At 69.1% G+C, this 24,434-nt stretch carries 19 protein-coding genes; 11 read left to right on the top strand and 8 right to left on the bottom strand.

Going from position 1 to position 24,434, the window contains the following annotated elements; translation table 11 throughout:
* Window positions 1-17 precede the first annotated feature (17 nt).
* Window positions 18-1,595 (bottom strand): ABC transporter substrate-binding protein, encoded by a 1,578-nt coding sequence (locus tag ACFXJL_RS19855; RefSeq protein WP_358879310.1) that lies wholly within the window; start codon window positions 1,593-1,595, stop codon window positions 18-20.
* 306 nt (window positions 1,596-1,901) lie between these two features.
* Here ACFXJL_RS19855 and ACFXJL_RS19850 point away from each other — a divergent pair, with 306 nt between their 5' ends.
* Window positions 1,902-2,711, top strand: coding sequence for a helix-turn-helix domain-containing protein (locus tag ACFXJL_RS19850; RefSeq protein ID WP_384694141.1), 810 nt, complete (start codon window positions 1,902-1,904; stop codon window positions 2,709-2,711).
* Window positions 2,712-2,738: 27 nt separating this feature from the next.
* Here ACFXJL_RS19850 and ACFXJL_RS19845 read toward each other — a convergent pair whose 3' ends face one another.
* Window positions 2,739-3,794, bottom strand: a complete 1,056-nt coding sequence (locus ACFXJL_RS19845) for a LacI family DNA-binding transcriptional regulator (protein ID WP_384633574.1) — start codon at window positions 3,792-3,794, stop codon at window positions 2,739-2,741.
* A gap of 260 nt (window positions 3,795-4,054) precedes the next feature.
* Between ACFXJL_RS19845 and ACFXJL_RS19840 the strand changes: the two genes are divergently transcribed.
* The 3 genes from ACFXJL_RS19840 to ACFXJL_RS19830 all read left to right on the top strand — a co-directional run bounded on the left by ACFXJL_RS19840 (window position 4,055) and on the right by ACFXJL_RS19830 (window position 9,211).
* Entirely contained in the window at window positions 4,055-6,052 is a 1,998-nt protein-coding gene (locus tag ACFXJL_RS19840) for a Xaa-Pro dipeptidyl-peptidase (RefSeq protein ID WP_384694138.1), read from the top strand.
* Window positions 6,049-7,347, top strand: a complete 1,299-nt coding sequence (locus tag ACFXJL_RS19835) for a M14 family metallocarboxypeptidase (protein WP_384694135.1) — start codon at window positions 6,049-6,051, stop codon at window positions 7,345-7,347. Before ACFXJL_RS19840 ends, ACFXJL_RS19835 begins: the two co-directional genes overlap by 4 nt.
* Window positions 7,348-7,423: 76 nt before the next feature.
* Window positions 7,424-9,211: a BCCT family transporter gene (locus tag ACFXJL_RS19830; RefSeq protein ID WP_384633583.1), complete on the top strand. Its 1,788-nt coding sequence runs from the start codon at window positions 7,424-7,426 to the stop codon at window positions 9,209-9,211.
* A 147-nt stretch (window positions 9,212-9,358) separates the two neighbouring features.
* Here the strand turns inward: ACFXJL_RS19830 and ACFXJL_RS19825 are convergent, their stop codons facing one another.
* Genes ACFXJL_RS19825 through ACFXJL_RS19800 form a run of 6 tightly spaced genes read right to left on the bottom strand, consistent with a single transcriptional unit; the run spans window position 9,359 to window position 16,310 of the window.
* Window positions 9,359-10,993 (bottom strand): ABC transporter substrate-binding protein, encoded by a 1,635-nt coding sequence (locus ACFXJL_RS19825; RefSeq protein ID WP_384633586.1) that lies wholly within the window; start codon window positions 10,991-10,993, stop codon window positions 9,359-9,361.
* A 26-nt stretch (window positions 10,994-11,019) separates the two neighbouring features.
* Window positions 11,020-11,844: an ATP-binding cassette domain-containing protein gene (locus ACFXJL_RS19820; protein WP_329025040.1), complete on the bottom strand. Its 825-nt coding sequence runs from the start codon at window positions 11,842-11,844 to the stop codon at window positions 11,020-11,022.
* Complete coding sequence (locus tag ACFXJL_RS19815) at window positions 11,841-12,842, bottom strand: ABC transporter ATP-binding protein (protein WP_358879305.1); 1,002 nt, start codon at window positions 12,840-12,842, stop codon at window positions 11,841-11,843. Before ACFXJL_RS19815 ends, ACFXJL_RS19820 begins: the two co-directional genes overlap by 4 nt.
* Entirely contained in the window at window positions 12,839-13,702 is an 864-nt protein-coding gene (locus ACFXJL_RS19810; protein WP_384633595.1) for an ABC transporter permease, read from the bottom strand. Before ACFXJL_RS19810 ends, ACFXJL_RS19815 begins: the two co-directional genes overlap by 4 nt.
* Window positions 13,702-14,667 (bottom strand): ABC transporter permease, encoded by a 966-nt coding sequence (locus tag ACFXJL_RS19805; protein WP_329025043.1) that lies wholly within the window; start codon window positions 14,665-14,667, stop codon window positions 13,702-13,704. The genes ACFXJL_RS19810 and ACFXJL_RS19805 overlap by 1 nt, the downstream gene beginning before the upstream one ends.
* Complete coding sequence (locus ACFXJL_RS19800) at window positions 14,664-16,310, bottom strand: ABC transporter substrate-binding protein (RefSeq protein ID WP_384694129.1); 1,647 nt, start codon at window positions 16,308-16,310, stop codon at window positions 14,664-14,666. The genes ACFXJL_RS19805 and ACFXJL_RS19800 overlap by 4 nt, the downstream gene beginning before the upstream one ends.
* A gap of 317 nt (window positions 16,311-16,627) precedes the next feature.
* On the opposite strand from ACFXJL_RS19800, the gene ACFXJL_RS19795 reads away from it, so the two are divergent.
* The 7 genes from ACFXJL_RS19795 to ACFXJL_RS19765 all read left to right on the top strand — a co-directional run bounded on the left by ACFXJL_RS19795 (window position 16,628) and on the right by ACFXJL_RS19765 (window position 24,387).
* Complete coding sequence (locus tag ACFXJL_RS19795; RefSeq protein WP_358879302.1) at window positions 16,628-17,308, top strand: pyroglutamyl-peptidase I; 681 nt, start codon at window positions 16,628-16,630, stop codon at window positions 17,306-17,308.
* A 7-nt stretch (window positions 17,309-17,315) separates the two neighbouring features.
* Entirely contained in the window at window positions 17,316-18,545 is a 1,230-nt protein-coding gene (locus ACFXJL_RS19790) for an amidohydrolase family protein (protein WP_384694126.1), read from the top strand.
* Window positions 18,542-20,107, top strand: coding sequence for an allantoinase AllB (allB, locus tag ACFXJL_RS19785; protein WP_384694123.1), 1,566 nt, complete (start codon window positions 18,542-18,544; stop codon window positions 20,105-20,107). The genes ACFXJL_RS19790 and allB overlap by 4 nt, the downstream gene beginning before the upstream one ends.
* Window positions 20,104-21,132 (top strand): aminopeptidase, encoded by a 1,029-nt coding sequence (locus tag ACFXJL_RS19780; RefSeq protein ID WP_384694120.1) that lies wholly within the window; start codon window positions 20,104-20,106, stop codon window positions 21,130-21,132. The genes allB and ACFXJL_RS19780 overlap by 4 nt, the downstream gene beginning before the upstream one ends.
* 2 nt (window positions 21,133-21,134) lie before the next feature.
* Window positions 21,135-21,890 (top strand): (S)-ureidoglycine aminohydrolase, encoded by a 756-nt coding sequence (allE, locus tag ACFXJL_RS19775; RefSeq protein WP_384694117.1) that lies wholly within the window; start codon window positions 21,135-21,137, stop codon window positions 21,888-21,890.
* On the top strand, window positions 21,877-23,169 hold the full coding sequence (locus ACFXJL_RS19770) for an amidohydrolase family protein (protein WP_384694114.1): 1,293 nt from the start codon (window positions 21,877-21,879) through the stop codon (window positions 23,167-23,169). Before allE ends, ACFXJL_RS19770 begins: the two co-directional genes overlap by 14 nt.
* Window positions 23,170-23,361: 192 nt before the next feature.
* A complete protein-coding gene (locus ACFXJL_RS19765) occupies window positions 23,362-24,387 on the top strand; it encodes a LacI family DNA-binding transcriptional regulator (protein ID WP_384633610.1) in 1,026 nt (341 codons plus the stop codon).
* The last annotated feature ends 47 nt before the right edge of the window (window positions 24,388-24,434 follow it).

Raw genomic sequence — 24,434 nt, 5'->3', positions numbered from 1 at the left:
GCGGGGTGGAGCGAGGATCAGCCCTTGGGCTGGGCTTCCCGGTAGCGGAACACCGCGACGTCATTGGTGGTCGACTTGATGTTGTCGACCTTCTTCGGGTTGTAGGCCCAGAAGCCGGTGTAGTCGAAGTAGCCGCAGTCCAGGGCCTCGTCGTTGACGATCTTGGACAGCTTCTGCCAGGCCGCGTCGCGTGCCTCGGGCGTTGTGGCCTTGAGACCCTCGGCCGCCGCCGCGTCGATCTGCGGGTAGGGCACCTTCAGCGGATTGCCCGGGGCGTCGATGGCGAACTTGCGGTTGTAGTAGTCGTACGCGCCGGAGCGGGAGCCGTCGGAGAGGATCGCGGCCGGGTACTTGCCGTTCTGGTACGTGCTCAGGAACTGCGGGAAGTTGGGCAGTTCGAGCTTGACGTTCACGCCGATCTTCGACATCTGGCTGCGGAACAGTTCGGCGATCGTCCGCTGGGTGTCGTAGCTGATCAGGGTGAACTCGCGGGGACCGCCGGCCTCCTTGATGAGCGCCTTCGCCTTGTCGAGGTCGAAGGGGTAGCCCTGGATGGTCGGGTTGTGACCCGGCTGGCCCTCGGGGAAGCGCTGGAGCGGGGTCTTGCCCTTGCCGCCGAGCGCCGCGTCCGTGTAGTCCTGCGGGTTCATCGCGTAGCAGACCGCCTGGCGGAACTTCTTGTCCGCGAACACGCCCTTGGTGTCGTACATCTGGAGGTGCCACAGCACCGACGGGAACCAGGTGGACTTCATGCCCTCCTTGTCCGCGCGCTCAGCGAGCGGGGGAGTGGTCCACACGACGTCGAGCTGTCCGGCGCGCAGGGCGTTGTAGAGGCTGTCGGGGTCGTTGATCTGGGTGACCTCGACGCGGGCCGGACCGATGGACGCCTTGTCGTAGTACTTGTCGAAGGCGGTGACGACCGTGCGCAGCCCCTTGGTGGACGCCTTCGCGTCGAACTTCCACGGACCGGTGCCGATGCCCTGGGTCTTCCAGTCCCCGGCGGCGAGCGCCTTGGGGGAGACCATGTACATCCCGAGCCGGGCGAGGTTGGTGACCAGGGAAGGAGCCGGCTCCGACAGGTCGAGGCGCACATGGGTGTCGTCCACCGCGGTGATCGACTTCACCGATGCCAGTTGGCTGCGGTACTGGCTCGGAGTGTTCTTGATCCGCTCCAGGTTCTTCACCACGGCGTCCGCGTTGAAGGGGGTGCCGTCGTGGAAGAAGACGCCCGAGCGGAGGGTGAACTCGACCTGGAGCTGGGTCTCCTTCCACTCCGTCGCCAGCTGGGGCTTGAGGGTGAATCCGTCCGGGGCGACGCTGAGCAGCGATTCGTAGACCAGCGAAGTGAAGGTGCTGTTCTGCTTGGTGACGGTCTCCCAGTCTTCGAACTGCTGGTTGGTGCCGACCTTGAGGGTTCCGCTCGGTCCCGTGCCGGACTTCTTCTGCGGCGCGGACGTGGTGTCGTCCGTATTGCTGCACGAGGCCAGGGTGACGGTGAGAGCGGTAGCGAGCAGCAGCCCGCCTGCCGTGCGGGCATATCTGGTGCGGGAGCGGCGAACCCGCCCCGCAGGGGTGGGCAATCCGTTTTGTGTCACGGCGAGAACCTCCACAGCAGCTTCTTCTGAGCGCCGATACGCGGTGCGATGTGCGTTATGGTGCACGTGTGTGCAGTCACTCTGTCAAGGGTTCTGCACGGACTCTTCGGAAAGCCTCCGTAAAGTCCCACTGTGGCAGGGCAAGCCAGACATCAGTGTCCATAGCCACTGGACATCTGTGTAGCGCTCTACCCAGGACGCGCCGAAGAGTGTTCAATATGACGTGCATGTATGTGCAGCGCTGTGCAGTCCTATACAGTTGTCTAGTGCGTGAACACGGCGTATTAGGATCGATCGGGAGGCTCGATGAAGCCTGAGGGGGAAAGCGCCGGCCTTGGCGGCAGACTCAGAAGAGTCCGTGCCGAACGTGGTCTGTCGCTGCGCGAGCTGGGCAGGTTGGCGGGCTGTTCCGCGAGTCTCATCTCACAGGTCGAGCGCGGTCAGACCGCACCGTCCGCCGGGGTGATCTACGGGATAGCGAACGCACTGGAGATCTCTCTCGACTACCTCTTCGGGGTCGCGGATTCCGATGAGGTTCCCGCGCCTGCCGCCCGGGGGGCGAAGGCCCCGCACATCGCCGGGGCACCGCACACCGACGAAGACGGGACGCCCCGGTTCGTCACGGCCACAGCCACGATCGGCGCACCGGCCAACGGGAGCGGACCCGCCCGTACCGTGCGGATCGGCGCACCCGAAGGGCGGGAGACGGTCGGGACCTCGGTCCTGGAAGCGGACGGCACCGCCCCCACGGGCCCGGCACTGGAGCCGGCTGCCGAGACCATCGTCCAGCGCAAGGGACGCCGGCGCACCATCGATCTGGCCAGCGGCGTCCGCTGGGAACGTCTCACCCCGCTACAGGACGCCCGGGTGGACTTCCTGGAAGTCGTCTACGCACCCTACGGACGCTCCACGGACACCCGCTGCCCCATCCGGCACGACGGCCGTGAGTACCAACTCGTCCTGGTGGGCACGCTCCACGCCGACGTCGGCTTCGAGACGTACGTCCTGGAGGCGGGGGACTCGCTGGCGTTCGACCCGGCCACCCCCCACCAGTACCGGAACATGACCGGGGAAGAAGTGCGCGCCATCTCCGTCGTCGTCCACCACACCGACTGACGGGGCCGAGGATGCGGGGCCCCGGTACTACGCCGAGGCCCGTCGCACCAAGGTCGTCGGCGTGACCACCGAAGCCGGCAGCCCGCCCGCTGCGCCCTCGTCGCCACCGTCACCGTCGCCCTTCAGGATCTGCATCAACAGCCGGACCATCAGCCGTCCCATGCCCTCGATGTCCTGGCGCACCGTGGTGAGCGGCGGATCGGTCGCATCGGCCACCGACGGCATGTCGTCGAAACCGACCACCGCCACATCCGCCGGCACCGTGAGCCCCCGCTCCCGCAGCGTCCGCAGCGCACCCGTCGCCATCAGATCATTGGCGGCGAACACCGCGTCCACGTCCGGTCGGCGCGACAGCAGGTCGGCCATGGCCCGCGCCCCGCTCTCCGCGGTGAAATCGCCCTGCGACACCAGCGCCTCCCCCTCACCCGCCAGCGCGTCGTGATAACCGGCGAGCCGGTCGAGGGCCGAGGTCTGATCCCGCGGCCCTGCGATGTGGGCGATCCGACGCCGACCGATCGCGATGAGATGGTCGACCGCCTCGCGGGCGCCTCCCCGGTTGTCACAGTCCACATGGGGTACGTCGGCCACGGCAGCGCCCGGCCCGTCGGGACGGCCGCCGAACACCGCCGGCACCCGTGCCGACTGGATCGCCGACGTCAGCGCCCCATCCGTGTGCAGGGAGAACGCCAGCGCGCCGTCCACATGCCCGCCGCCCAGGTAACGGGCGATCCGATCGTGGTCGCCCGGGCCCTCCGCCCACAACAGGACGAGCTGTGCGTCATGGGCCGTCAACTCCCGATTGATGCCGCGCACCTGCCGTTCGAAGAACGGATCGGAGAAGACCCGGAACCCGGGCTCACCGATGATCACCGCGATCGCGCCCGTGCGCCGGGTGACCAGCGTCCTGGCCGCGTGGTTCGGTATGTAGCCCAGTTCCTCGACGGCTTGGCGCACCTTGTCCGCCAGGGCGCCCCGCACCCCCGTGCCGCCGTTGACGACCCGGGACGCCGTGGCCCGGGAAACCCCGGCCCGGGCGGCGACGGACTCCAGCGTGGGACGAGGCCCCGTGGTCCGCTCGGTCACGGCGTGCGCTCCTTGGCTCGTTCGGCCAGCCGTGTGCCCAGAACCGGCCGCGGGAGGGTCAGCAGCTGGGGGGTGCTGCCATGGGGGAGTCAGGATAGCGGGGGGCCCGCGGCGGTGTGAGCCCCTTGCGACCTGCTGGGCAACCCCTGAGCGCTCCGACGGCGGGGGCCGTGGGGGCGAGCGGGCCCGGTCACACCCGCCCCGGTAATCAGCCGAAGGCCCTCTGTCGCCGGTGAGTCGACGGGGGTAGCTTCCCGCTCATGCCGATACGTACGCGGGGAACCCGCACGACGTACAGATCGCTCGTACTGGCGGCGTCGGCCGCCCTGATGGCCGTCTCCCTGGCCCCGGCGCATGCGCAGCCCGCGCCCGGGACGGACCGCGGGGACGCGGACCGCCGGGAGAGCAGACCGATCCACTCCTACGAGAAGGCGATCCGTGAATCGGTGTGGGTGGACATCCGACTCGACGGCGACGGCGACGGCAGGAGCGACCGGGTCGCCGTCGACATCGTTCGCCCGTCGGAACCGGTGCACCGGGGCCAGAAGATTCCGGTGATCATGGACGCCAGCCCCTACTACGCCTGCTGCGGACGGGGCAACGAGACCCAGCGCAAGACCTACGACGCGGCGGGGAGACCGGTCCAGATCCCCCTCTACTACGACAACTACTTCGTCCCGCGCGGCTACGCCTTCGCCGCCGTCGACCTCTCCGGCACCAACCGCTCGGACGGTTGCGTCGACATCGGCGGCAGACAGGACATCCAGTCCGCCAAGGCGGTCGTCGACTGGCTCAACGGCCGCGCCGCCGGCTACACCAGTCGCACCGGATCCAAGTTATCGAGCGCCGGTTGGTCCACCGGCGACACCGCCATGATCGGCAAGAGCTTCGACGGCGCCATCGCCAACGGGGTGGCCGCCACCGGCGTCGAGGGTCTGAAGACGATCGTCCCCATCGGCGCACTCTCCTCCTGGTACGACTACTACTTCGCCAAGGGCGCGCCCCTCTTCGACTCCGGCCCGGACTGGCTCGCCGAGAACATCGAGAGCCCCGCGGCCCGCGAACCGTGTCGAGCCGTCAAGAAGCGGCTGGTCGACGACGCCCCGCGCACCGGCGACCACACCCGCCTGTGGGATGAACGCGACTATGTGCGCGCCGCCCACAAGGTCAAGGCCAGCGTCTTCGCCGTCCATGGAATGCAGGACCTCAACGTCCGCGGGAAGCACTTCGGCCAGTGGTGGGACGCCCTCGCAGCCCAGGGCGTCGAACGCAAGGTGTGGCTCTCGCAGGTCGGGCACGTCGACCCCTTCGACTTCCGGCGAGCGAAGTGGGTGAAGACCCTGCACCGCTGGTTCGACCACCACCTCCTCGGATACGACAACGGTATCGACGACGAACCCATGGCCGACATCGAGCGCGCGCCCGACCAGTGGACCACCGACCGGCACTGGCCACCGCGCTCCACCCGTGTCACCACGCTCCGTCCTGGGCCGGGAGCCCGACCGGGGGTCGGAACGCTCTCGCAGCGTCCCGCGCGCCCGGGTGCCCGGGAGACCTTCACCGACGACCGCACGCAGCATGAGATCGACTGGGCCGCCGCCGTCGACCGTCCCACCCCCGCCAAGGTCGGCTTCATCTCCCGACCGCTGAGCCGTCCGCTGCGACTGTCCGGCTCCGGTACGGTCACCGTCACCGCGACCCCGACTACCACGAGCGCCCATCTCACCGCCGTACTCGTGGACCTCGGCCCCGATGTCATCCGCGACTACGCCGCCGCCGGTGAGGGCATCACGACCTTGCCGCAGCGCAGCTGCTGGGGGGCGAGCACCTCGGGCGACAGCGCCTGCTTCCAGGAGACGATCGCCCGGACCAAGGCCGTCGAACAGACCGTCTTCAGCCGGGGCTGGGCCGATCTGGGCCACCACGCGTCCCCCGGCCGGGAGCGACCGCTGACCCCGGGCAAGCCACACACCATCACCCTCGATCTGCATGCCGCCGACCATGTGGTGCCCGCCGGCCATCGGCTCGCCCTGATCATCGCCGGCACCGATCGCCATCTGATCGAGCCACCGGCCACCACACCGACGCTCACCCTCGATCTGGCGCGCACATTCGCCCGGCTGCCCATCGTCGGCGGCTCCCGCGCCTTCGAACGCGCCACCCGCGGTCCCGTCCTTGCTCCGACGACGAGCCCGACCCGGCCCGATGCGGTCGCGGGCCCGCGTGCCGTCCGACCGATCCCGGGAGCCAGCCGATGACGTTCCACGTACGCCCCTTCGCCCTGGCCGCCTTGACGGTCGCCCTCACGGCCGGACTGATGGCCGCACCCGCACGGGCCGCGGACGCGGACGTGACGACCGCACCGCGCACCGGATTCGAGACCAGCGGCGGCACCCGTTGGACCGGCGAGGAGGAGGAGCGCTCCTTCCTCGCCGCCGTCGACCGGGCCAGTGACCGCGTCGCGCTCTCCACGATCGGAACCACCAAGCAAGGACGCGAGTTGGCGCTGGTGGCCATCGGTGCCCGGCCGGCCGCCACCGTCACCACCGTGCTCCTGATCTGTTCGCAGCACGGCAACGAGCCCTCCGGGCGCGAGGCTTGTCTGACCACGGTCCGTGATCTGGCCTTCGCCCGTGACCGTCAGACCCGCGCACTTCTGGCCCGTACCGAGATCCTCGTCATCCCCAACGCCAACCCCGACGGACGGGTGGCCGACATCCGGGGCAACTCCGACCGGGTGGACGTCAACCGCGACCACATCGCACTGAAGACCGCCGAGGGCCGGGCGATGGCCGCCGTCATCCGGGACCATCGACCCGACGTCATCTACGACCTGCACGAGTACGGTGCATCGCCGCCCTACTACGACCGGGACCTCTTCGATCTGTGGCCGCGCAATCTGAACACCGACGCCCGGGTGCACCGGGAGTCGAAGGCCCTCTCCGAGCGCTATGTCCGACCGGCCGCCGAAGACAAGGGGCACACGAGCGGGACGTACGGGATCTGGACCGATCCGGCCACCGGCGAGCCGATCCGACAGGTGGCGGGCGACGGTCAGGAACGCATCCTCCGCAATGCCTCGGGGGTGAAGAACTCCGTCGGGCTCCTCATCGAGAGCCGTGTCGACCCGCTGACGGACGCCGAGAAGGCCGATCCCGCCCTGAACAACCGTCGACGGGTGGGCAGTCAACTGGCAGCTCTGGAGGGGCTGATGTCCTTTGCCGGTGAGCGCGGGCCCGCGGTTCGGGCCGCGACCTCCCTCGCACGCTGGAACGGCTTCCTGGACCGCGGCCCGATCTATCTGGGGGGTGCCGACAACACTCCCGCCACCCCGGCGGAGACCTTGGCCGATCCCCCTTGCGGCTACCGGCTGGACGGGACCCAGTTCGCCGAGGTCCAGGACGAACTGGCGCTGCACGGAGTGGTGGCGCGCGAGGTTGGCGACGGCGCGTTCGTGCCGCTGCGCCAGTCGCAGCGCAAGCTCGTTCCGCTGCTGCTCGACTCACGGGCCACTTACCGTCTCGCATCAGGTCAGCCCGTCACCGCCTGTTGATCGCTGACATGCGTGGCACCTGTGGTAGGGGGTATGCGGAACCAGATTTTCCGCTTACCCCTGAGAGGTGCCACCCGTGACGCACGAACAGCAACCGGACGATCGGGGAGCGAGGCCGGTCACGGCCTCGCTCGCCGATCATCCACAGGAGACCGGGCGACCCTCGACGGATCGCGTGGTCTTCGGCGTCACCGCCGTCCTCACCCTCGCCTTCGTGGTCTGGGGCTCCATCGCCACCGAAGCCCTGGAGGACATCTCCAGCAGCCTGCTCAACGGGCTGATCCACAACGGCGGCTGGGCCTTCGTCCTGGCCGCTTCGGGCTTCGTGGTGTTCGCCCTGTGGCTCGCGATCAGTCGGTACGGGAAGATCCCCCTCGGCCACGAGGACGAAGGGCCCGAGTTCCGCACGGTCTCCTGGGTGGCGATGATGTTCAGCGCCGGCATGGGGATCGGTCTGATGTTCTACGGGGTCAGCGAACCGCTCGCCCACTTCATCACCCCTCCGCCCGGCACCCGGCCCGAGGACTCGGCCGAGGCGATGAGCACCGCCATGGCCACCACGCTCTTCCACTGGACGTTGCACCCCTGGGCCATCTACGCAGTCGTCGGACTCGCCATCGCGTACAGCACCTTCCGCAGGCGCCGCAGACAGACCATCAGCGCCGTCTTCGAGCCGCTCATCGGCAAGCGGCACGCCTACGGCGGTGTGGGGCGCGTCATCGACATCCTGGCGATCTTCGCCACCCTCTTCGGCTCCGCGGCTTCCCTCGGGCTCGGAGCGCTCCAGATCGGCAGTGGGTTCACCGAACTGAACTGGCTCGCCACCGTGGGCACCGGACTCCTCGTCGGCATCATCGCCACCCTCACCGTGGCGTTCGTGGCCTCCGCGATCTCCGGGGTCGAGAAGGGCATCCAATGGCTCTCCAACATCAACATGGTGTTGGCGCTGCTGCTCGCCCTCTTCGTCTTCATCGCCGGTCCGACGATCCTCATCCTGGACCTGCTGCCGACCTCGATCGCCTCGTACTTCGGTGAACTGCCGCAACTGGCCGGCCGCACCGAGGCGGGCGGCGGTGAGGGCGTCGCCGAGTGGCTCGGCAACTGGACCGTCTTCTACTGGGCCTGGTGGATCTCCTGGACGCCGTTCGTCGGCATGTTCATCGCCCGCATCAGCCGTGGGCGGACGATCCGTCAGTTCGTGGGCGGCGTCATCCTGGTGCCCAGCACCGTGAGCCTGGTCTGGTTCGCCGTCTTCGGCGGCACCGCCATGCAGCTCCAGAAGGAGGGCAAGCTCGCCGGTGAGACCACCCCGGAGGGACAGCTCTTCGCCGTGCTCCAGGAGTACCCGATCGCCACGGCGATGAGCCTGTTGGTGATGGTCCTGGTCGGGATCTTCTTCGTCTCCGGCGCGGACGCCGCATCCGTGGTGATGGGGACGCTCTCCCAGAAGGGCGCGTTCGAGCCCTCACGGCTCGTCGTCGTCTTCTGGGGCGTGCTGACCGGTGCGGTCGCCGCGATCATGCTGCTGATCGGCAACGGGAAGGGCGATGCGCTGGCCGGACTACAGAACCTGACGATCCTGGTGGCCGCCCCCTTCGTGGTCGTCATGCTCGGTATGTGTGTGGCGCTGATGCGCGACCTGCGGCACGATCCGCTGATCGTGCGTGGGGAAGTGGGCGCCGAGATGGTGGAGTCCGCGGTGATCGCCGGTCATGAGAGGTACGACGGTGACTTCGAGATCCGGATCGGACCCGGCGAAGGCGAAGGCGACGGCGACGGCGGCTCGGGTTCTGGGTTCGGCTCCGATTCCGGTTCTGGTGGTTCTGCTTCCGGGACCACTGAGCGCCGCGACGACTCCGGCTGAGCGAGGGCCGACCGGCGGCCGGGGCACTCAGCGCTCCGCGCGCCACCGCGGCACACACGGATGAGGGCTCCCGGACCGCGAACGGTCCGGGAGCCCTCGCCCCTGAGCGGGGGCCCATCCCCCCGCTCCCACGCCCCCGGCGTGGCCCTACTGGGCGCTGCCGATGTCGGCCGCCCAGGGATAGGTGAGCTGGACCGAGGAGATTGGCGCCCCGGTCAGCCCCTTCTTCAGGAAGACGGGGTTGAACGGCGAGTACAGCGGCATCCAGATGCCCTGCTCGACGGCTATCTTCTGCGCCTGGGTGATGAGCTTCGCGCGCTCGGTGGTGTCGGCGGCGGCCTTCGCCTCGTCGATGAGCTTGTCGAAGGTCGGGTCCGACCACTGGGCGAAGTTGAAGGTGTCGCCCGACTGGAGGTACTGGTAGAGGGCCGTCGGGTCCGGATAGTCCGCCTGCCACAGCGAGAACAGCATGTCGATGCCCTCACGCGCCTTGGCATCGCTGTACAGGGCGTTGTAGTTGTCGGCCGGCAGGGTCTTGATGTCGACCTTGAGACCGATCGACTCGCCCGCCCGCTTGACCTCCGTACCGATGATCGGCATCTCGGACTGGGAACCGGTCACGGCGATGGTGATGGGCTCGGAGGGTGCTCCGGCCTCCTTGACGAGCTTCTTGGCCTCGTCGACCGAACCGTTCGGATCGGGCAGTGCGTCGTAGGCGGCCTTCAGCTCCTGCTGGGCGTAGCCCCAGGTCCCGGGAGCGGTGGGTGCCTTGAGGGGCTCCGCCGCGCCGGACACGGCCGCCGAGATGATGCCTTGCCGGTCGACGGCCAGGGAGAGCGCCCTGCGGATCTTCGCATCGGCGAGCGGGCCCTTGAGGTCGGTCACCATGCCGACGTAACTGCCCGACGTACGACCGAAGTGGAGTGATCCCTTATCGGTGGCGCGGAGCTTCGCATAGCCCGATGCGGGCACGAACCAGGAGCCGTCCAGTTCGCCCGAGAGCATGGCGGTGGTGCGCGCCGCCGGGTCGCGGATGAACTCGAACTCCACCTTCGCGGCCTTGGCCTTGCGCGCCTGGTCCCAGTAGCCGTCGAAGCGGTTGATGGTGATGGACTTTCCTGCCGACCAGGTGGCCAGCCGGAACGGACCGGTGCAGTCGACTCCGCCGTCGGGGCGACCGAGTTTCTTGCCGGCCTTCTTGGCCGCACTCTGCCCGATGACCCGACCGGCGGGCGTCGCCATCGCCTGGTTGAACTGGGCGTCCGGCGTCTTCAGCCGCACGGTGATCTGGGACGGGCCGGTCGCCTTGATCGACGCGACGTTCTTGTAGACGGCGTCGTGGTACGAGCCGAGGGACTTGTCGAGGTTGCGGCCGAGGCTGTAGGCGACGTCCTCGGCGGTCATGGTGGCCCCGCTGTGCAGGGTCACCCCGTCCCGCAGTTGATAGACCCAGGTCAGCGGGTCAGGCGTGGTCCAGGAGGTGGCGAGCGAGGGCTTGAAGGTGAAGTCGGGGTCGATCCTCAGCAGGCTCTCGCAGACGTTGGCGAGCACTTCCATCGGTGGGAAGTCATTGCTGTAGATCGGGTCCAGGGACGACGGCTCGGCGTACAGCGCCCATCTGAGGCCGTCCACATCGCCCTTGGCTGCGGGCAGTGCGGTGGTGAGCTCGGGCTTGCTCGACTGCTTGCCGCCTGCCTTCTCCACACCGCTACAGGCGGAGAGCGTCAGGGCCGTGACGACGGTGAGTGCGGCGAGGACCGTGGTGCGCGTGGTGCGGGGCATGGCTTCCTCCATGAGGCAGGCGTGAGTCACTGGGTGGCGAGGAATTCGCGTCGCGCCTGCGACACAAGGGCGGGGTCCCAGCCCAGGCGTGGAACGCTGGACAGCAGGAGCCGGGTGTAAGGGTGTTCGGGGTGTTCCAGTACGTCGGCCGTCGATCCGCTCTCGATCACCGAGCCGCGGAACATCACGACCACATCGTCCGCGACCCATCGCACGACTTCGAGGTCATGGCTGACGAAGATCAGCGCCACTCCGGTCTCGCGCCGGATCTCGGAGAGCAGATTGAGGATCTGTGCCTGGATCGACACGTCGAGCGCGGCGACCGCCTCGTCCAGCACCAGCAGTTTGGGGTTGGCGGCCAGGGCACGGGCGATCGCCACCCGCTGTCGCTGCCCTCCGGACAGTTCCCGCGGAAGGGCGGCGGCCTCCCGCACGCCCAGCCCCACCTGGTCCAGGAGTTCGGTGCGCCGGGCGTCGAAGTCGCCGCCCTGCAAGTCGGTGTGCAGTCGCATCACCTCGTCGATGGCGTCGCCGACCGTCTGCCGGGGGTCGAGGCTCTGGTACGGGTCCTGGAAGACGAGTTGGACGGTCCGGGCCCGCTGTCGGCGGACCTTGCGTGAGCTTCCGGCGCCGATCTCCTGGCCGTCGAAGAAGATACGGCCCGAGTCGGGCGCCTCCAGACCGACGATCAACCTGGCCGTGGTCGTCTTGCCGGACCCGGACTCGCCGACGATGCCGAGCGATCCACCGACGGGCACCTCGAAGGACACGTCGTTGACGGCGACGACCTTGCCGTGGTCATAGGTCTTGCGCAACTTCTCGACCCGGGTGACGGGGTGGGTCGCGGTCACGGCCGCTCTCCCTTCGTGAGCACGCTCGACCGGTCGAGCGGCGGTGGGGTCGTCCGATGGCAGCTCACCAGGTGTCCGTCGACCGGGCGCGGCTCGGGGGCCGTCTCCCGGCAGAGGTCGATCACCTTCGGGCAGCGGGGGGCGAACGCGCACCCGCCCTTGACCTCGTACAGTCCCAACGGCCGGCCCGAAACCGCCTGGAGTTCACTGCGGTCGGGTGCGGGCCGGGCGGCGAAGAGGGCCGCCGTGTACGGGTGACGAGGGGCCCGGGCGAGCTCGGTGGCGGACGCGGACTCCACGATGGAGCCCGCGTACATCACATGGATGCGGTCACAGGCGGACACCGCGAGATCGAGGTCGTGGGTGACCAGCACGATCGACAGCCCACGCTCACGGCGCAGCCGCAGCAGGATCGACACGATCTCGGCCTGGGTGGTCACGTCGAGCGCGGTGGTCGGCTCGTCCGCGAGCAGCAGTTCCGGTTCGCTCGCCAGGGCCGCGGCGATCATCACCCGCTGGAGCATCCCGCCCGAGAGTTCGTGCGGGTACTGGCGCATGTGCCGGGCGGGATCGGGCAGTCCGACCTCTTCGAGCAGCCCCTGTGCGGTACGGGCGGCTGCCGTCTTGGAGAGGCGCTGGTGGATGCGTAGGCCCTCGGCGAGGAAGGTGCCGATGCGCTGGAACGGATTGATGTGCGCCCGCGGGTCCTGGAAGATCATCGACGCCGTACGGGACCGGAGCTTCGTCAACTCCTTGCCCGACGCGTTGAGCACGTCCTGTCCCGAGACCGTCACCCGACCGCTGACGTCCGAGCCCGCCGGGGTGAGGCCCACCGCCGTGCGCAGGGTCATCGACTTGCCCGAGCCGGATTCGCCGACCAGCCCCACGATCTCCCCGCGGGCGCAACTGAGGGACACCGACGCCAGGATCGGCTTGCTGTCGTCGCCGCGGCGGACCGCGAGCGTGAGGTCCTCCACCGTGAGCATGGGGGTGGTCATCGGTCCGCCCTTCTGATGCGGTCGGCGACACCCTCGCCGATCAGGCTGAAGCACACGACGGCGACCACGATGAGGACGCCCGGGGCGAGTGCCGACAGCGGCGCGCCCTGGAGGAGGGCGACTTGACCTTCGGAGATCATGGCGCCCCAGTCGGCCTGGGGCGGTTGGACGCCGAAGCCGAGGAAGGAGAGACCGGCGAGGTCGATCATGGCGTAGCCGAAGCAGAGCGACGCCTGTGCCAGGACCATCGGCGCGATGTTGGGCAACAGGTGCCGGACGATGATGCCCACCGCGGGGAACCCCTGGATCTCCAGGGCGCGGATGTACGGGCGGTGCCGTTCGCTGAGTGCGGCACTGCGCGTCATTCGGGCCATGTAGGGGGTGTAGGCGATGGCCAGGGCGAGCACGGTCGCCTTCAGTCCGGCGCTGAGCACCGAGACCAGCAGGATCGCGAGCAGCACACCGGGGAAGGCGAAGATCAACTCAATGGCCCGGGAGAGGGCCGCGTCGACCCAGCCGCCGCGCCAGGCGGCCACCACACCGATGGTGACGCCGAGCAGGGTCGCGCCGACGACCACACCGAGCGGACCGAGCAGGGAGCTGCGGGCGCCGTAGATCAGTCGGGACAGCACATCGCGTCCGGACTGGTCGGTGCCGAGGAGGTGGTCGGCGGACGTCCCCTGGAGGCTGTTGGCGAGGGACACCGCATTGGGATCGTGCGGTGCGAGCCAGGGGGCGAACAGCGCCGTGAGGACGAAGACCGCCAGCACCCCGATGGACAGGGCGACCGTTTTGTTGCCGCCGAGCCGTCGGCCGAAGCCCCGGCGCCGGACGAGGGCGGGTTCGGTCATGACCGCCATCAGGCACCTACCTTTCCGCGCACCCGCGGGTCCACCAGCGGATAGAGGAGATCGACCAGCAGATTGCAGAGGGCGAAGACCCCGACGATGATCAACACAATGGCCTGGGTGACGGGGAAGTCCTTGGCGTTGACCGACTGCACCAGCAGCGAGCCCATCCCGTTGAGTCCGAAGGCCGTCTCCACGAGCGTCGTGGTCACCAGCAGACCGGAGACCACCAGGCCGGCGAGGGTGACGACGGGCACCATCGCATTGCGGAATGCGTGCCGCCAGATGATGCGCCCCTCGGGAATGCCCCGGACCCGGGCGGTCTCCACGTACTCCTTGCCCATCTCGGCGAGCATGGACGAGCGGGTGGCGCGGGCCACGAGTGCGGCGGAGGAGAGCGCGAGGGCGACCGCCGGCAGGGTGAGGTGCCAGATCCTGTTGAAGAACCCCTCACCCGCGCCGAAGGCGGGGAACCAGCCGAGGGTGACGGCGAACAGCGAGGTCAGACCGATCGCCACCACGAACGACGGCGTACCCATGGCGACCGTGGTGCCGATGATCGCCGCGCTGTCGACCTTGCCGCGCTTCACCGCCGCGATCACACCGATGACGATGCCGGACGCGAGGATCAACACGGAGGCATAGGCGACCAGGGTGCCCGTGGTGGTGATCCGGGAGGCGATCAGGTCGTCCACGGGCTGGCGGAACTGCAAGGACTGGCCGAAGTCCCCGGTCACCAGCCCACCGAGCCAGGACAGGTACCGCTCGAAGAACGGGTCGTCCAGCCGGTACTGGTCCCGGATGGCCTGGAGGGTGTCCGCGGTCACCGAGTTGCCCCGGGCGAGGAACGACTCCGGCGAGCCGGGCGCCAGGTACATCGCCGAGAAGACGATGAACGAGGTGGTGAGCATCAACAGGGCCAGGGCCGAGACCCGCTTGGCGATCATCCTGAGCGCACCGCTCAGCGCGTCGCTCATGAGGACGCTCCCAGGTGTGCCGCCCACGGGTAGTGCAGTTGCATGTAGGAGGCGGGGGTGCCGGTGAGCCGCTTGTTGAGGAAGAGCGTGTTGTACGGGGCGTAGAGCGGGATCCACGCCAACTCGTCGACCACGATCTGTTGTGCCTGGGTGACCAGGTCAGCGCGTTGTGCGGGGTCCTGCGTCTTGCCGGCGCGGACGATGAGGTCGTCGTACTTCGGGTCGGAGAAGCCCGAGAAGTTGTAGAAGTGATCGGTCTGGAAGTACTGGTACATCTGGAGCGGATCGGCGAAGTCGGTGCCCCATCCGGTCAGATAGAGGTCGATGCCCTCGCGTGCCTTCTTGTCCGTGTACACACCGTTGTACTGGTCGGCGGGGATGGACTTGATCTGGACGTCGAGGCCGATCTTCTTGGCCGCGGACTGGATCTCCGCGCCGATCACCGGGACCTCCGCCTCGGCGCTGGTCGTCGCGACGACGATGGGCTCGGTCGGTGCGCCGGCCTCGGTGACCAGCTTCTTCGCCGCTTCGAGATCGCGCTCGGTGACCTTGAGTGCATCCCACGCCGACTTGTACTTCTCGGGTGCGTAGCCCCAGGAGCCGGGGACGGCGGGCGCCTTCTGCGGCTCGCCGGCACCGTTGATCACCGCGTCGATGATCCCCTTGCGGTCGATCGCCATGGAGAGCGCCTGCCGGATGCGCACATCGCGCAGCGGCCCCTTGCTGTCCATCACGATGGCGTTGAAGCCCTGGGTGGACTTGCCGTAGTAGACCGTTCCCTTGCCACTGGACGACAGTCGCTTGAGTGCGGACGGCGGCAGGAACCAACTGCCGTCGATGGAGTCGGAGAGCAATCCGTTGACCATGGCGGCGGGGTCGCGGACGAACCGGAAGACGACCTCGGCGGACTTGGCCTTGTGCCGGGGGTCGAAGTAGTTGTCATCCCGCTTGAGCGTCATCGACTGGCCCTTGTCCCACTTGCTGAGGGAGAAGGGGCCGACGCAGTTCACACCGCCGTCGGGCGTTCCGTACGCCTTGCCCTTGGCCGTGACCGTCGCCTTGCTGCCGACGATGCCCGCGGGGCTGCTCATGTACGAGTTGAAGAGGGCGTCCGGCTGCTTCAGTGTGACGGTGACTTCCAGTGGGCCCGTTGCCTTCACTGAAGAAACGTTTTCGTAGGCGCCCGACCAGAAGGACCCCGCTTTGGTGTCCAGATTGCGGTTCAGGCTGAAGGCCACGTCTTCCGCGGTGAGCGCCGTGCCGTCGTGGAAGGTCACTCCCGAGCGGACCCGGTACACCCAGGTCGTCGGGGTCGGGTTGGTGAAGGACTCGGCCAGTGCGGGCTCGACCGACATGTCGGGGGCGAGCCGCATCAGCCCCTCGCAGACGTTCGCCATGATCTGGCCGGTCTCGAAGCTGGCGTTGTAGATCCAGTCGAACGAGGAGGGCTCGGCGGAGACCGCCCAGGTGACCCGGTCCAGCGGACCGGACGACTTGGGGGTCACCTCGGTGACGGTGAGCCCCTTTTGGCCTGCGGGCTTCTTGTCCTGGCTGACGCCGGAGCAGGCGGTCAGCGCCAGTGTCCCAACGACCAGGGCGACGGTGAGACGTCTGGTCCCTGACGGGACGGGGAGGGCGTTCAAGTGGAGTACCTCCGCGAGGGATCGGGGTCACGCAGGGCAGGGCAACAGCGAAGGGCAAGGGGAGATTCGGGCAGCGGAGGAGCCATCCCGGCGGGGGTATCACCAACGTCTCGGCTGCGCTGCGGAGCCATCGTGCTCGGCTTGTTGTGCGGCAGTTAACACCCGTGGATTCGCGGGGTCAAGACTCTCAAAGAAACGTTTCTTTGAGAAAAAGAAACGTTTCTTTTCTGTCCTTCGTGCGCCATGATGCTGAGCCATGGCGGCTGTTTGGTCTTCCGCCTGACGATCTGAGCATTCCATCCATCGGAAGATGTGTGATGACCCTGCCCTGGATTCTGGTGACCGGGAACGGCGCCTTCGGCACCCTGGCCTCCCGGACCGAGCTGCACTACGCCGCCAACCCAAGCTCCGCCGTCGCCCTCGCCCTCGACGGCGAGGAGATCGACGGCCACCGGGTGGTCGGCCGCAGCCTCCTGTGGGGTGAGCGCCCGGAGGAAGCCCTCCTGCCGCTGCTGCGCACGGACGAGCCGCCCGCCGCGGTGATCTCGTGCGGTGTCTTCTCGGGACGGACCACCGTCACCGTGGAGCGCACCGCGGTCAACGTGGAGGACTTCCAGTTCGCCGAGGACGGGCGCAGACCCGCCGGTGAACCGCTCTACGCCGACGGGCCGGCCGCCTACCTCGCCACCCTGCCCATCAAGGCCATGGCCACGGCGATGCGCGAGGCCGGAGTGCCCGCGCTGATCTCCAACTCGGCCTCCACCCACGGTTGCAACGCCGTCATGTACACCGCACTGCATCTGACCGCCCGGGCCGGGCTGTCCACCCGCTGCGGTTTCGTCCATCTGCCCGACACCCCGGAACACGTGGCCCGCATCGGACACAACGGCCCCAGCATGTCCCTCGCGCTCCAGGTCTCCGCCCTACGCGCGGGACTCGCGGCGGTGGTGGCCCATCCGTCCGACATCCCCGTCCCCGCCAATGAATGGGAGTGGTGACAGCGCCATGTCCTTCGCACTCGATCTGCTGATCCGAAGCGGTCGCGTCCACGGCCGCGACGAACCCGTTGACCTGCACATACGTGATGGCAAGGTGATGGCCGTCGTACCGAGCGGCTCGATCGCCGCCGAGGCCGCGGACGTCCTGGACGCCGGTGGCAAACTGGTCTCCCGGTCCTTCACCGAGCCCCACTACCACCCGGACAAGGCGTACAGCCGCAGCCTCGCGCCCGCCGAAGCCAAGGACTCGTTCGAACGCGCCCGACTGATCAAGACCGGCTTCACCGTCGAGGACGTCACCGAGCGCGCGGTGCGGGCGCTGAAACTGGCGTCCGCGAACGGCGTCACCACCCTGAGGGCCAATGTCGACGTCGACTCGCACTCCGGGCTGCGCGGACTGCACGGGGTGCTGGCCGCCCGTGAGCAGGTGGCCCATCTGATGGACGTGGAGATCGTCGCCTTCCCCCAGGAGGGGCTCGACCGGGACCCCGCATCACGCGGTCTGCTGGTGGAGGCGTTGTCATCGGGCGCCGACCTCATCGGCGGCTGGCCCAACGTCGAAGACACCGTGGAGGCCCAGCGGGCCAATGTCCGTGAGATCTTCGACCTCGCCGAACGCTTCGACGTGGACGTCGACATCCACGCCGACTGCATGATCGACGCCACCGAGACCATGTTGGAGTACATCGCACAGGAGACCGTTCGCCGTGGCTACCAGGGCCGGGTCCTGGCCAGCCACTGCTGTGGTCTGGAGGTGTACGCGGACGCCGACGCGGCCCGGGTCATCGCCGCCGTCGCCGAGGCCGACCTCAAGATCGTGGTCGTTCCGCTGAACCTGCTGGACGGCGGCCCGCGCGGGCTGTCCCGCCCCCAGGAACTCATGGCCGCCGGAGTGACCGTGGCCGCCGGCAGCGACAACATGAACGACGGCTGGTACCCGCTGGGCACCCTCGATCCGCTGGATCGGGCGCAGATGACCTTCCTCGGTGCCGGGTTCCACGACGAGGGAGCGGTGGACACCGTCTGGGACATGGTCAGCGGCCAGGCGGCAGTCGCACTCGGCGGACGCGGCGGTGACATCGAAGTGGGCGAGGACGCCGACCTGGTGCTGCTCGACGCGCCCGACCGGGCCACGGCCATCGCCAACACCCCCGGAGCGCGCACCACACTGCGGCGCGGGCGGGTGGTGAGTCGCCGGGACACCGGCAGCCGCATCGTGGAACCGGTGGCCCCATGACCTCCTACACCCCCGCCCCCCACACGGTCGGCGGGTCCGCATCCCTTCCGCGCGCCGTGCGCACGCCCCGGGCCGCTGACCCCACGAAGGCAGCAGCACGCGTCACCGGACTGCCCAGCGCACACGCGGGTCGAAAAGCCGTGCAACACAACGCCGCATCCGTCGACCGCTGCGACCTCGCGATCACCGGAGCCACCGTCGTCACCCCGGAGGGCGCTCGCCCCGCCACCGTGCTGGTCAGCGACGGACGGGTGTCGGCCATCGTCCCACCGGCCACCGCCGTCGACGCCCCCCGGCGCATCGATGCCACCGGACTGCATCTGATCCCCGGTGTGATCGACCTCCATGTCCACTTCGACGTCCCCGGCATCTCCTTGGCGGACGACTTCCACACCGGAACGCGGTCCGCGGCGGCCGGCGGCGTCACCTTCGTCGTCGAGCACCCCTTCTCCGACCCGCCGACCACCACCGCCGCCCGCTACGAGGCCAAGACCCGGCAGGCCGCCACGGGAGCCGTCGTCGACTTCGGCCTCTGGGGCGCCCTCACCCGGCCCTCGCTGGACGAGATGGCCGGTCAGCACGGACTTGGCGCCCCCGGTTTCAAGGCGTTCCTGCCCGAGAACGACATGGACTTTCCCCCCGCGACCGAGACCGATCTGCTCACCGGAATGGCGACCGCCGCACGGCTCGGCGCCCGGGTGCTGGTGCACGCGGAGGACCGGGACGCGCTCGCCCACGGCGAAGCCGCCCTACGGGCCGCGGGCCGCACCGACTTCGCCGCCCTGCTGGAGGCCCGCCCACCCGCCACGGAGATCAACGCCGTGCGCGAGGTCCTGCGGCTGGCCCGGTCCACCGGCTGCGCCGTCCACCTCGTCCACCTCTCCACGCCCGAATCCATCGACCTGGTCACCGAGGCCCGTGCCGAAGGTCTCGATGCGACCTGCGAAGTCACCGCCCACCATCTGCTCCTAACCGCATCGGAACTGCCCCACCTGGGCGGATTCGGTGTCTGTGCGCCGCCGCTGCGCGATGCGCACCAGGTGGAACGGCTGTGGGACCGCGTGCGCTCGGGCCAGGTCCATGCGATCGTCTCCGACCACTGTCCCTACGGCCGCGCCGACAAACTCATCGCCGACGAGGATGTCTTCGGCTGCCCTTTCGGCATCCAGAGCGTCCAGGAGTACGTCCCCCTCGTCATCAGCGAGGCCATCGCCCGCGGTATGGCGCTCACCGAGATCGTGCCGCTGATGACGAGCGAACCCGCACGGCTCGTGGGTGCGCAGACGACCAAGGGGTCACTGGACGTCGGTCTGGACGCCGACTTCGCCCTGCTCGACCTCGACGCCCCCTGGGTGGTCAGCGCCGCGGAGCAGCAGCACGCCGCGGAGCAGTGGTCCCCGTACGACGGTCGCACCAGCACGGTCAAGGTCGTTCGCACGGTGGTGCGCGGAGTGACCGTGGCCCTGGACGGCGAAGTCATCGCCGCCAAGGGGACGGGACGGTTCCTTCCCCTGGCAGGGCCCGTCGCCCCCACCCCGGCATCGAAGAAGGAGGCGCGATGAGCTCGCCGACGACACGGCTGCCCGACGTGGTCGCCGGGGCTGCCGAGTTGATGCGCACCTGTCTGGCCTGCACCGACGGTGACCGGGTGCTCGTACTGACCGACCGTGCGACCCGCCCGCTGGCCGAGGTCATCGCCGCCCAGGCCAGAACCCTGACCAGCGCCTCCGTGGCCGTCATCCCCGATGTCGCCGCGGGCTATGAGGCAGCCCGGCACGAGATCGGGCGCGCGCTCGACGCCCACCGTCCGACCGTCACCGTGTTCGCGGCGGCCGACCCCGGTGATCTGCTCGCCTGGGACCCGACGTTCTGGGAACACCTTGAACGCCTCGGTGCCCGGCACGCCCACATGCCCGCGCTCGACGACATCGCCCTCGGCATCGGTATGGCCGTCGACTACACCGAGGTCGCCCGGTTCACCCTCCAGGTCCGCGACCTCCTCACCGGCACCCGGTCCGCGCGCATCACCAGCGCCACCGGTACCGACCTCTCCCTGACCTGCGCTCCCGACCGGCCCTGGACCCCCTTCACGGGCCTGTACCAATGCGGTGGACAGGGCGGCAGACTGCCGCAGGGCGAGGTGTTCTGCACCCCGCTCACCGCCGAGGGAGTACTCGCCGTCTCGGTCATCGGCTACCCCTTCAACGCCGAGTCAGGACTGCTCGCCGAACCGCTGCTGATCGAGGTCGCCGACGGCTCGGCCGTGGCGTTCGACCACCCCGACGAAACGTTGGCCGTACGACTGCGGACATGGCTCGGCGAGGCCCCCGGTGGACTGCGCCTGGGCGAATTCGCCCTGGGCACCAACCGGTCCCTGTTCGCGATCACCGGAAACCTGCTGTTCGACGAGAACGTGCCCGGGGTGCACATCGCCTTCGGCCATCCCTTCCCCGACTACACGGGCGCCGACTGGGAGTCCCCGGTCCACGTCGACATGGTCGTCGAGCGCCCCAGCGTCCACGCGGACGGCCTCACCGTCCTCGCCGACGGCCAGTACCGCACACCCAGCCTTCCACCGAGGAGTTGACCATGACGAACCCGACCGTCCACCACGTCAGCGCCAGCCGAGGCCGTGTCCGGGCCGCCTACACCCTGATGTGCCCGGAGAACCTGGTCGAGAACGCACTTCCCCATCTGACCGGCGTCAACGCCATGCCGCTCGCCACTCCGCGCTCACTGCCCGCGCGCTTCGGCGAGTACCTGCTGGAGTTCGAGCCGGGAGGCCGGAGCACCCGTCCCCTCGGCGCCGGCTTCGAGAACTTCCTGTACGTACTCGACGGCGAGGCGCACATCGGCGCCGACGCCCACACCGCCACCCTGACACCGGGCGGCTTCGCCTTCTTCCCCGAGGGGGCCGAGTTCTCCATCGAGACCCCGGGAGCCTCCCGGGTGCTCTGGGTCAAGCGTCGCTACGAACGGGTGGCGGGCGTCGCCGACCCGGAGGTGGTGATCGGACACGTCGACGACGTCACCCACCACCCGGACGACACCATCGGCGGCACCTACGCCCCACTGCTCCCGCTCGACGAGCGCTACGACATGGCCATGAACTTCATGCGGTTCGAGGTGGGTTCCCGGTTCCAGATGGTCGAGGTCCACCACCAGGAACACGGCCTCTACATGACCGAGGGCGAAGGTGTCTACTACCTCGGCGACGACCACGTCGAAGTCTCGGCCGGCGACTTCATCTACATGGCGCCCTACTGCCCCCAGTCCTTCTACGCGACCGGGAGCACCCGCCCCTCGTACCTCCTCTACAAGGACATCAACCGTGACGGCTTCTGAGAACCCCACCGCACCGACCTCCGCGGAACTGGTCGTCGAGGGCGCGACCCTCGACGGGCGGATCGTCGACGTCGTCGTCCGTGAGGGGCGCATCGCCGCACTGGGTCCCGGCGTCGGCACGGACATCGCAGCCGTGGAACGGATCGTCGCCCGCGGCGGACTGCTCACCCCCGCCTTCACCGAGCCGCACAGCCATCCCGACAAGGCACTCAGCCGCCGCCTCATCGGCCCGCTGGGGCTGCCCGCCCGGCTCACTGATCGACCCGCGCTGATGCAGCGGCAGCGTGACCTCAAAGCCACCTTCACCCGGGACGAAGTCGCCGGGCGGGCGGGCGACTTCCTCCAGTTGGCAGCCGCCCAGGGCATCGCCACGGTCGCGGGGCAGGCCGACATCGACAGCGTCACCGGACTGACCTCGTTCGAGGGCGTCATGGACGCCCGGGAGAAGCACCTGGACCTGCTCGACCTGAGGGTGACCGCCTTTCCCCAGGAAGGACTGGTCCAGGACCCGGGCGCCCACGACCTCGTCGCCGCCGCCCTCGCCTCCGGAGCCCATCGGGTCGGTGGCTGGCCCAACAACGAACGGTCCTACGAGGACCAGATCTCCCACCTCGACCAGGTCTTCGCCCTGGCCGAACGGTTCGGCGTCGGCATCGACATCAACATCGACTACTTCACCGACCCCACCGAGCGGCTGCTCGAACCCCTCGCCGAACGCACCATCGCCCACGGGATGCAGGGGCTCGTCAACGCCAACCACGTGGGCGCCCTGGAGACCTACCCCGACGACGACGCCCGCCGGGTGATCGCCAAGGTCGCCGAGGCCCGGATCGCCGTGACGGTGTGCCCGACGAACCTCTCCGGCTCGTATCCGTACCGGGGTGTCTCACGCGCGGCCGAACTCCTGGCGGCCGGGGTCACCGTGGCGGTCGGCACCGGGAACCTCCAGGACAACTGGGAACCCTTCGGCAACCTCGATCCGCTCGATCTCGCCCGGCTGGCCTGGCACGCCTTCCCGCTCAGCGACGAGGACGACGAGGGCATCGAGACCGCCTGGCGCCTGATCACGGAGCACGCCGCCCGCGCTGTCGGTGTTCCGCACGACGAACTGCGCACCGGTGGCCCCGCCGACTTCGTGGTCCTGGCGGCCACGACCAAGACGGACGCACTGCGCAACGAGCCCGGGCCCCGCTGGTCGGTGCGCGGCGGACGAGTGGTGGCCAGCCGCGTCGGCACGATGTGGACCGCACCGGCACCCGAGCCGGTGAGGTCGAGCTGAACGTCCAACGGGCAGGGCGGGGGCCGGCACGGGAAATCGGACCCTCGACATCCGTCCCCCTCCCGCCCCGCCCGTCGTACCGTATGCATACATGCGCGGCTCCTCGCGCCCCACGACGTCCGCGTCGGTTCCGAGCGATTCGCCCTCGTCTCCAGCAGGGCTCCGAGTGAATCTGGTGATTCCGTGGTGAAGGTGACCAAGCCCGCGGTCGGTCGGGTGACGATCCGTGATGTCGCCGCAGCGGCCGGGGTGTCGGTGACGACCGTCTCCGATGCGCTCAACAACAAGGGCAAGCTCCGCGAGGAGACCCGCGAGCGGATCCGGCAGACGGCCCACGCGCTCGGCTACCGCCCCAGCCGGGTGGCGCAGGCGTTCCGCCACGGCCGTACCGGCACCATCGCCCTCGTCCTGCCGCACCGTGACGTCAGCGGCAACGAGTACGACATGATCGGCCTCGACTACTACATGACGATCGCGTCCGGCTCGGCACGCGCCGCCTTCAGCGAGGGGTACGCCCTGATGCTGACGCCCCGGATCAGCACCGAGGACGAGTGGCGGCTGATCGGCCCGGACGGGGTGGTGCTCTGTGACCCGGCGGCGAGCGACCCGCGCATCGACATGCTGGAGGGCATGGGCATCCCGGTGGTCTCCATCGAACGCGACCCGGAGCGCCCCGAACGCCCCTTCTATGTCTCAGGTGACAACGAGCAGAACATGCGCGATCTGCTCGACCACCTCCACCAGGGCGGCGCGCGCAGGATCGCCCTGCTCTCGGCGCGCTCCTCCTGGGCCTGGACACTGGAAGGGGAGGACGCCTACCAGTCCTGGTGCGCCGAACGAGAACTCCGCCCCCGGGTCGCCCATGTCTCCGTCGACCGGCTGGAGGCGGACTCCTACCGTGCCGCCTGCGCCCTCCTCGACGCCGACGAGCCCCCGGACGCGCTGATCGCCTCCGCGGAGCAGTACAGCGAGGGCGTGACCCGTGCCTGCCGAGAGCGGGGCGTGCGCATCCCCGACGATGTGATGCTGGCGATCGGCATCGACAACCGCTTCGCACAGCAGGCCGATCCGCCCATCACCGCCATCGACCTGCGCCCCGCCGACCAGGCGGGCGCCGCGGTCGGCATGCTGCTCAAACGGCTGGGCGGCCACCAGGTCGACCGTCCGGCCGTGGTGCCGAGCCAACTGCGGGTACGGGCCAGTACCACCCGGCGCTGATCCCTCGCGAGGCGAACCGGGGGCGGCGCCCGTGTCACCTGGTCCAC

Origin of the sequence: Streptomyces sp. NPDC059256, assembly GCF_042753785.1 — a bacterium.
Classification (GTDB): domain Bacteria; phylum Actinomycetota; class Actinomycetes; order Streptomycetales; family Streptomycetaceae; genus Streptomyces.
The sequence above is the reverse complement of the archived record's forward strand: the minus strand, read 5'-3'. Positions and strand labels throughout refer to the sequence as shown.

Coding starts and splice junctions, on each gene's coding strand:
- ACFXJL_RS19850 (WP_384694141.1), top strand. CDS start 1,902: ATGAAGCCTGAGGGGGAAAGCGCCGGCCTTGGCGGCAGACTCAGAAGA.
- ACFXJL_RS19840 (WP_384694138.1), top strand. CDS start 4,055: ATGCCGATACGTACGCGGGGAACCCGCACGACGTACAGATCGCTCGTA.
- ACFXJL_RS19835 (WP_384694135.1), top strand. CDS start 6,049: ATGACGTTCCACGTACGCCCCTTCGCCCTGGCCGCCTTGACGGTCGCC.
- ACFXJL_RS19825 (WP_384633586.1), bottom strand. CDS start 10,993: ATGCCCCGCACCACGCGCACCACGGTCCTCGCCGCACTCACCGTCGTC.
- ACFXJL_RS19815 (WP_358879305.1), bottom strand. CDS start 12,842: ATGACCACCCCCATGCTCACGGTGGAGGACCTCACGCTCGCGGTCCGC.
- ACFXJL_RS19810 (WP_384633595.1), bottom strand. CDS start 13,702: ATGGCGGTCATGACCGAACCCGCCCTCGTCCGGCGCCGGGGCTTCGGC.
- ACFXJL_RS19805 (WP_329025043.1), bottom strand. CDS start 14,667: ATGAGCGACGCGCTGAGCGGTGCGCTCAGGATGATCGCCAAGCGGGTC.
- ACFXJL_RS19795 (WP_358879302.1), top strand. CDS start 16,628: ATGACCCTGCCCTGGATTCTGGTGACCGGGAACGGCGCCTTCGGCACC.
- ACFXJL_RS19790 (WP_384694126.1), top strand. CDS start 17,316: ATGTCCTTCGCACTCGATCTGCTGATCCGAAGCGGTCGCGTCCACGGC.
- allB (WP_384694123.1), top strand. CDS start 18,542: ATGACCTCCTACACCCCCGCCCCCCACACGGTCGGCGGGTCCGCATCC.
- ACFXJL_RS19780 (WP_384694120.1), top strand. CDS start 20,104: ATGAGCTCGCCGACGACACGGCTGCCCGACGTGGTCGCCGGGGCTGCC.
- allE (WP_384694117.1), top strand. CDS start 21,135: ATGACGAACCCGACCGTCCACCACGTCAGCGCCAGCCGAGGCCGTGTC.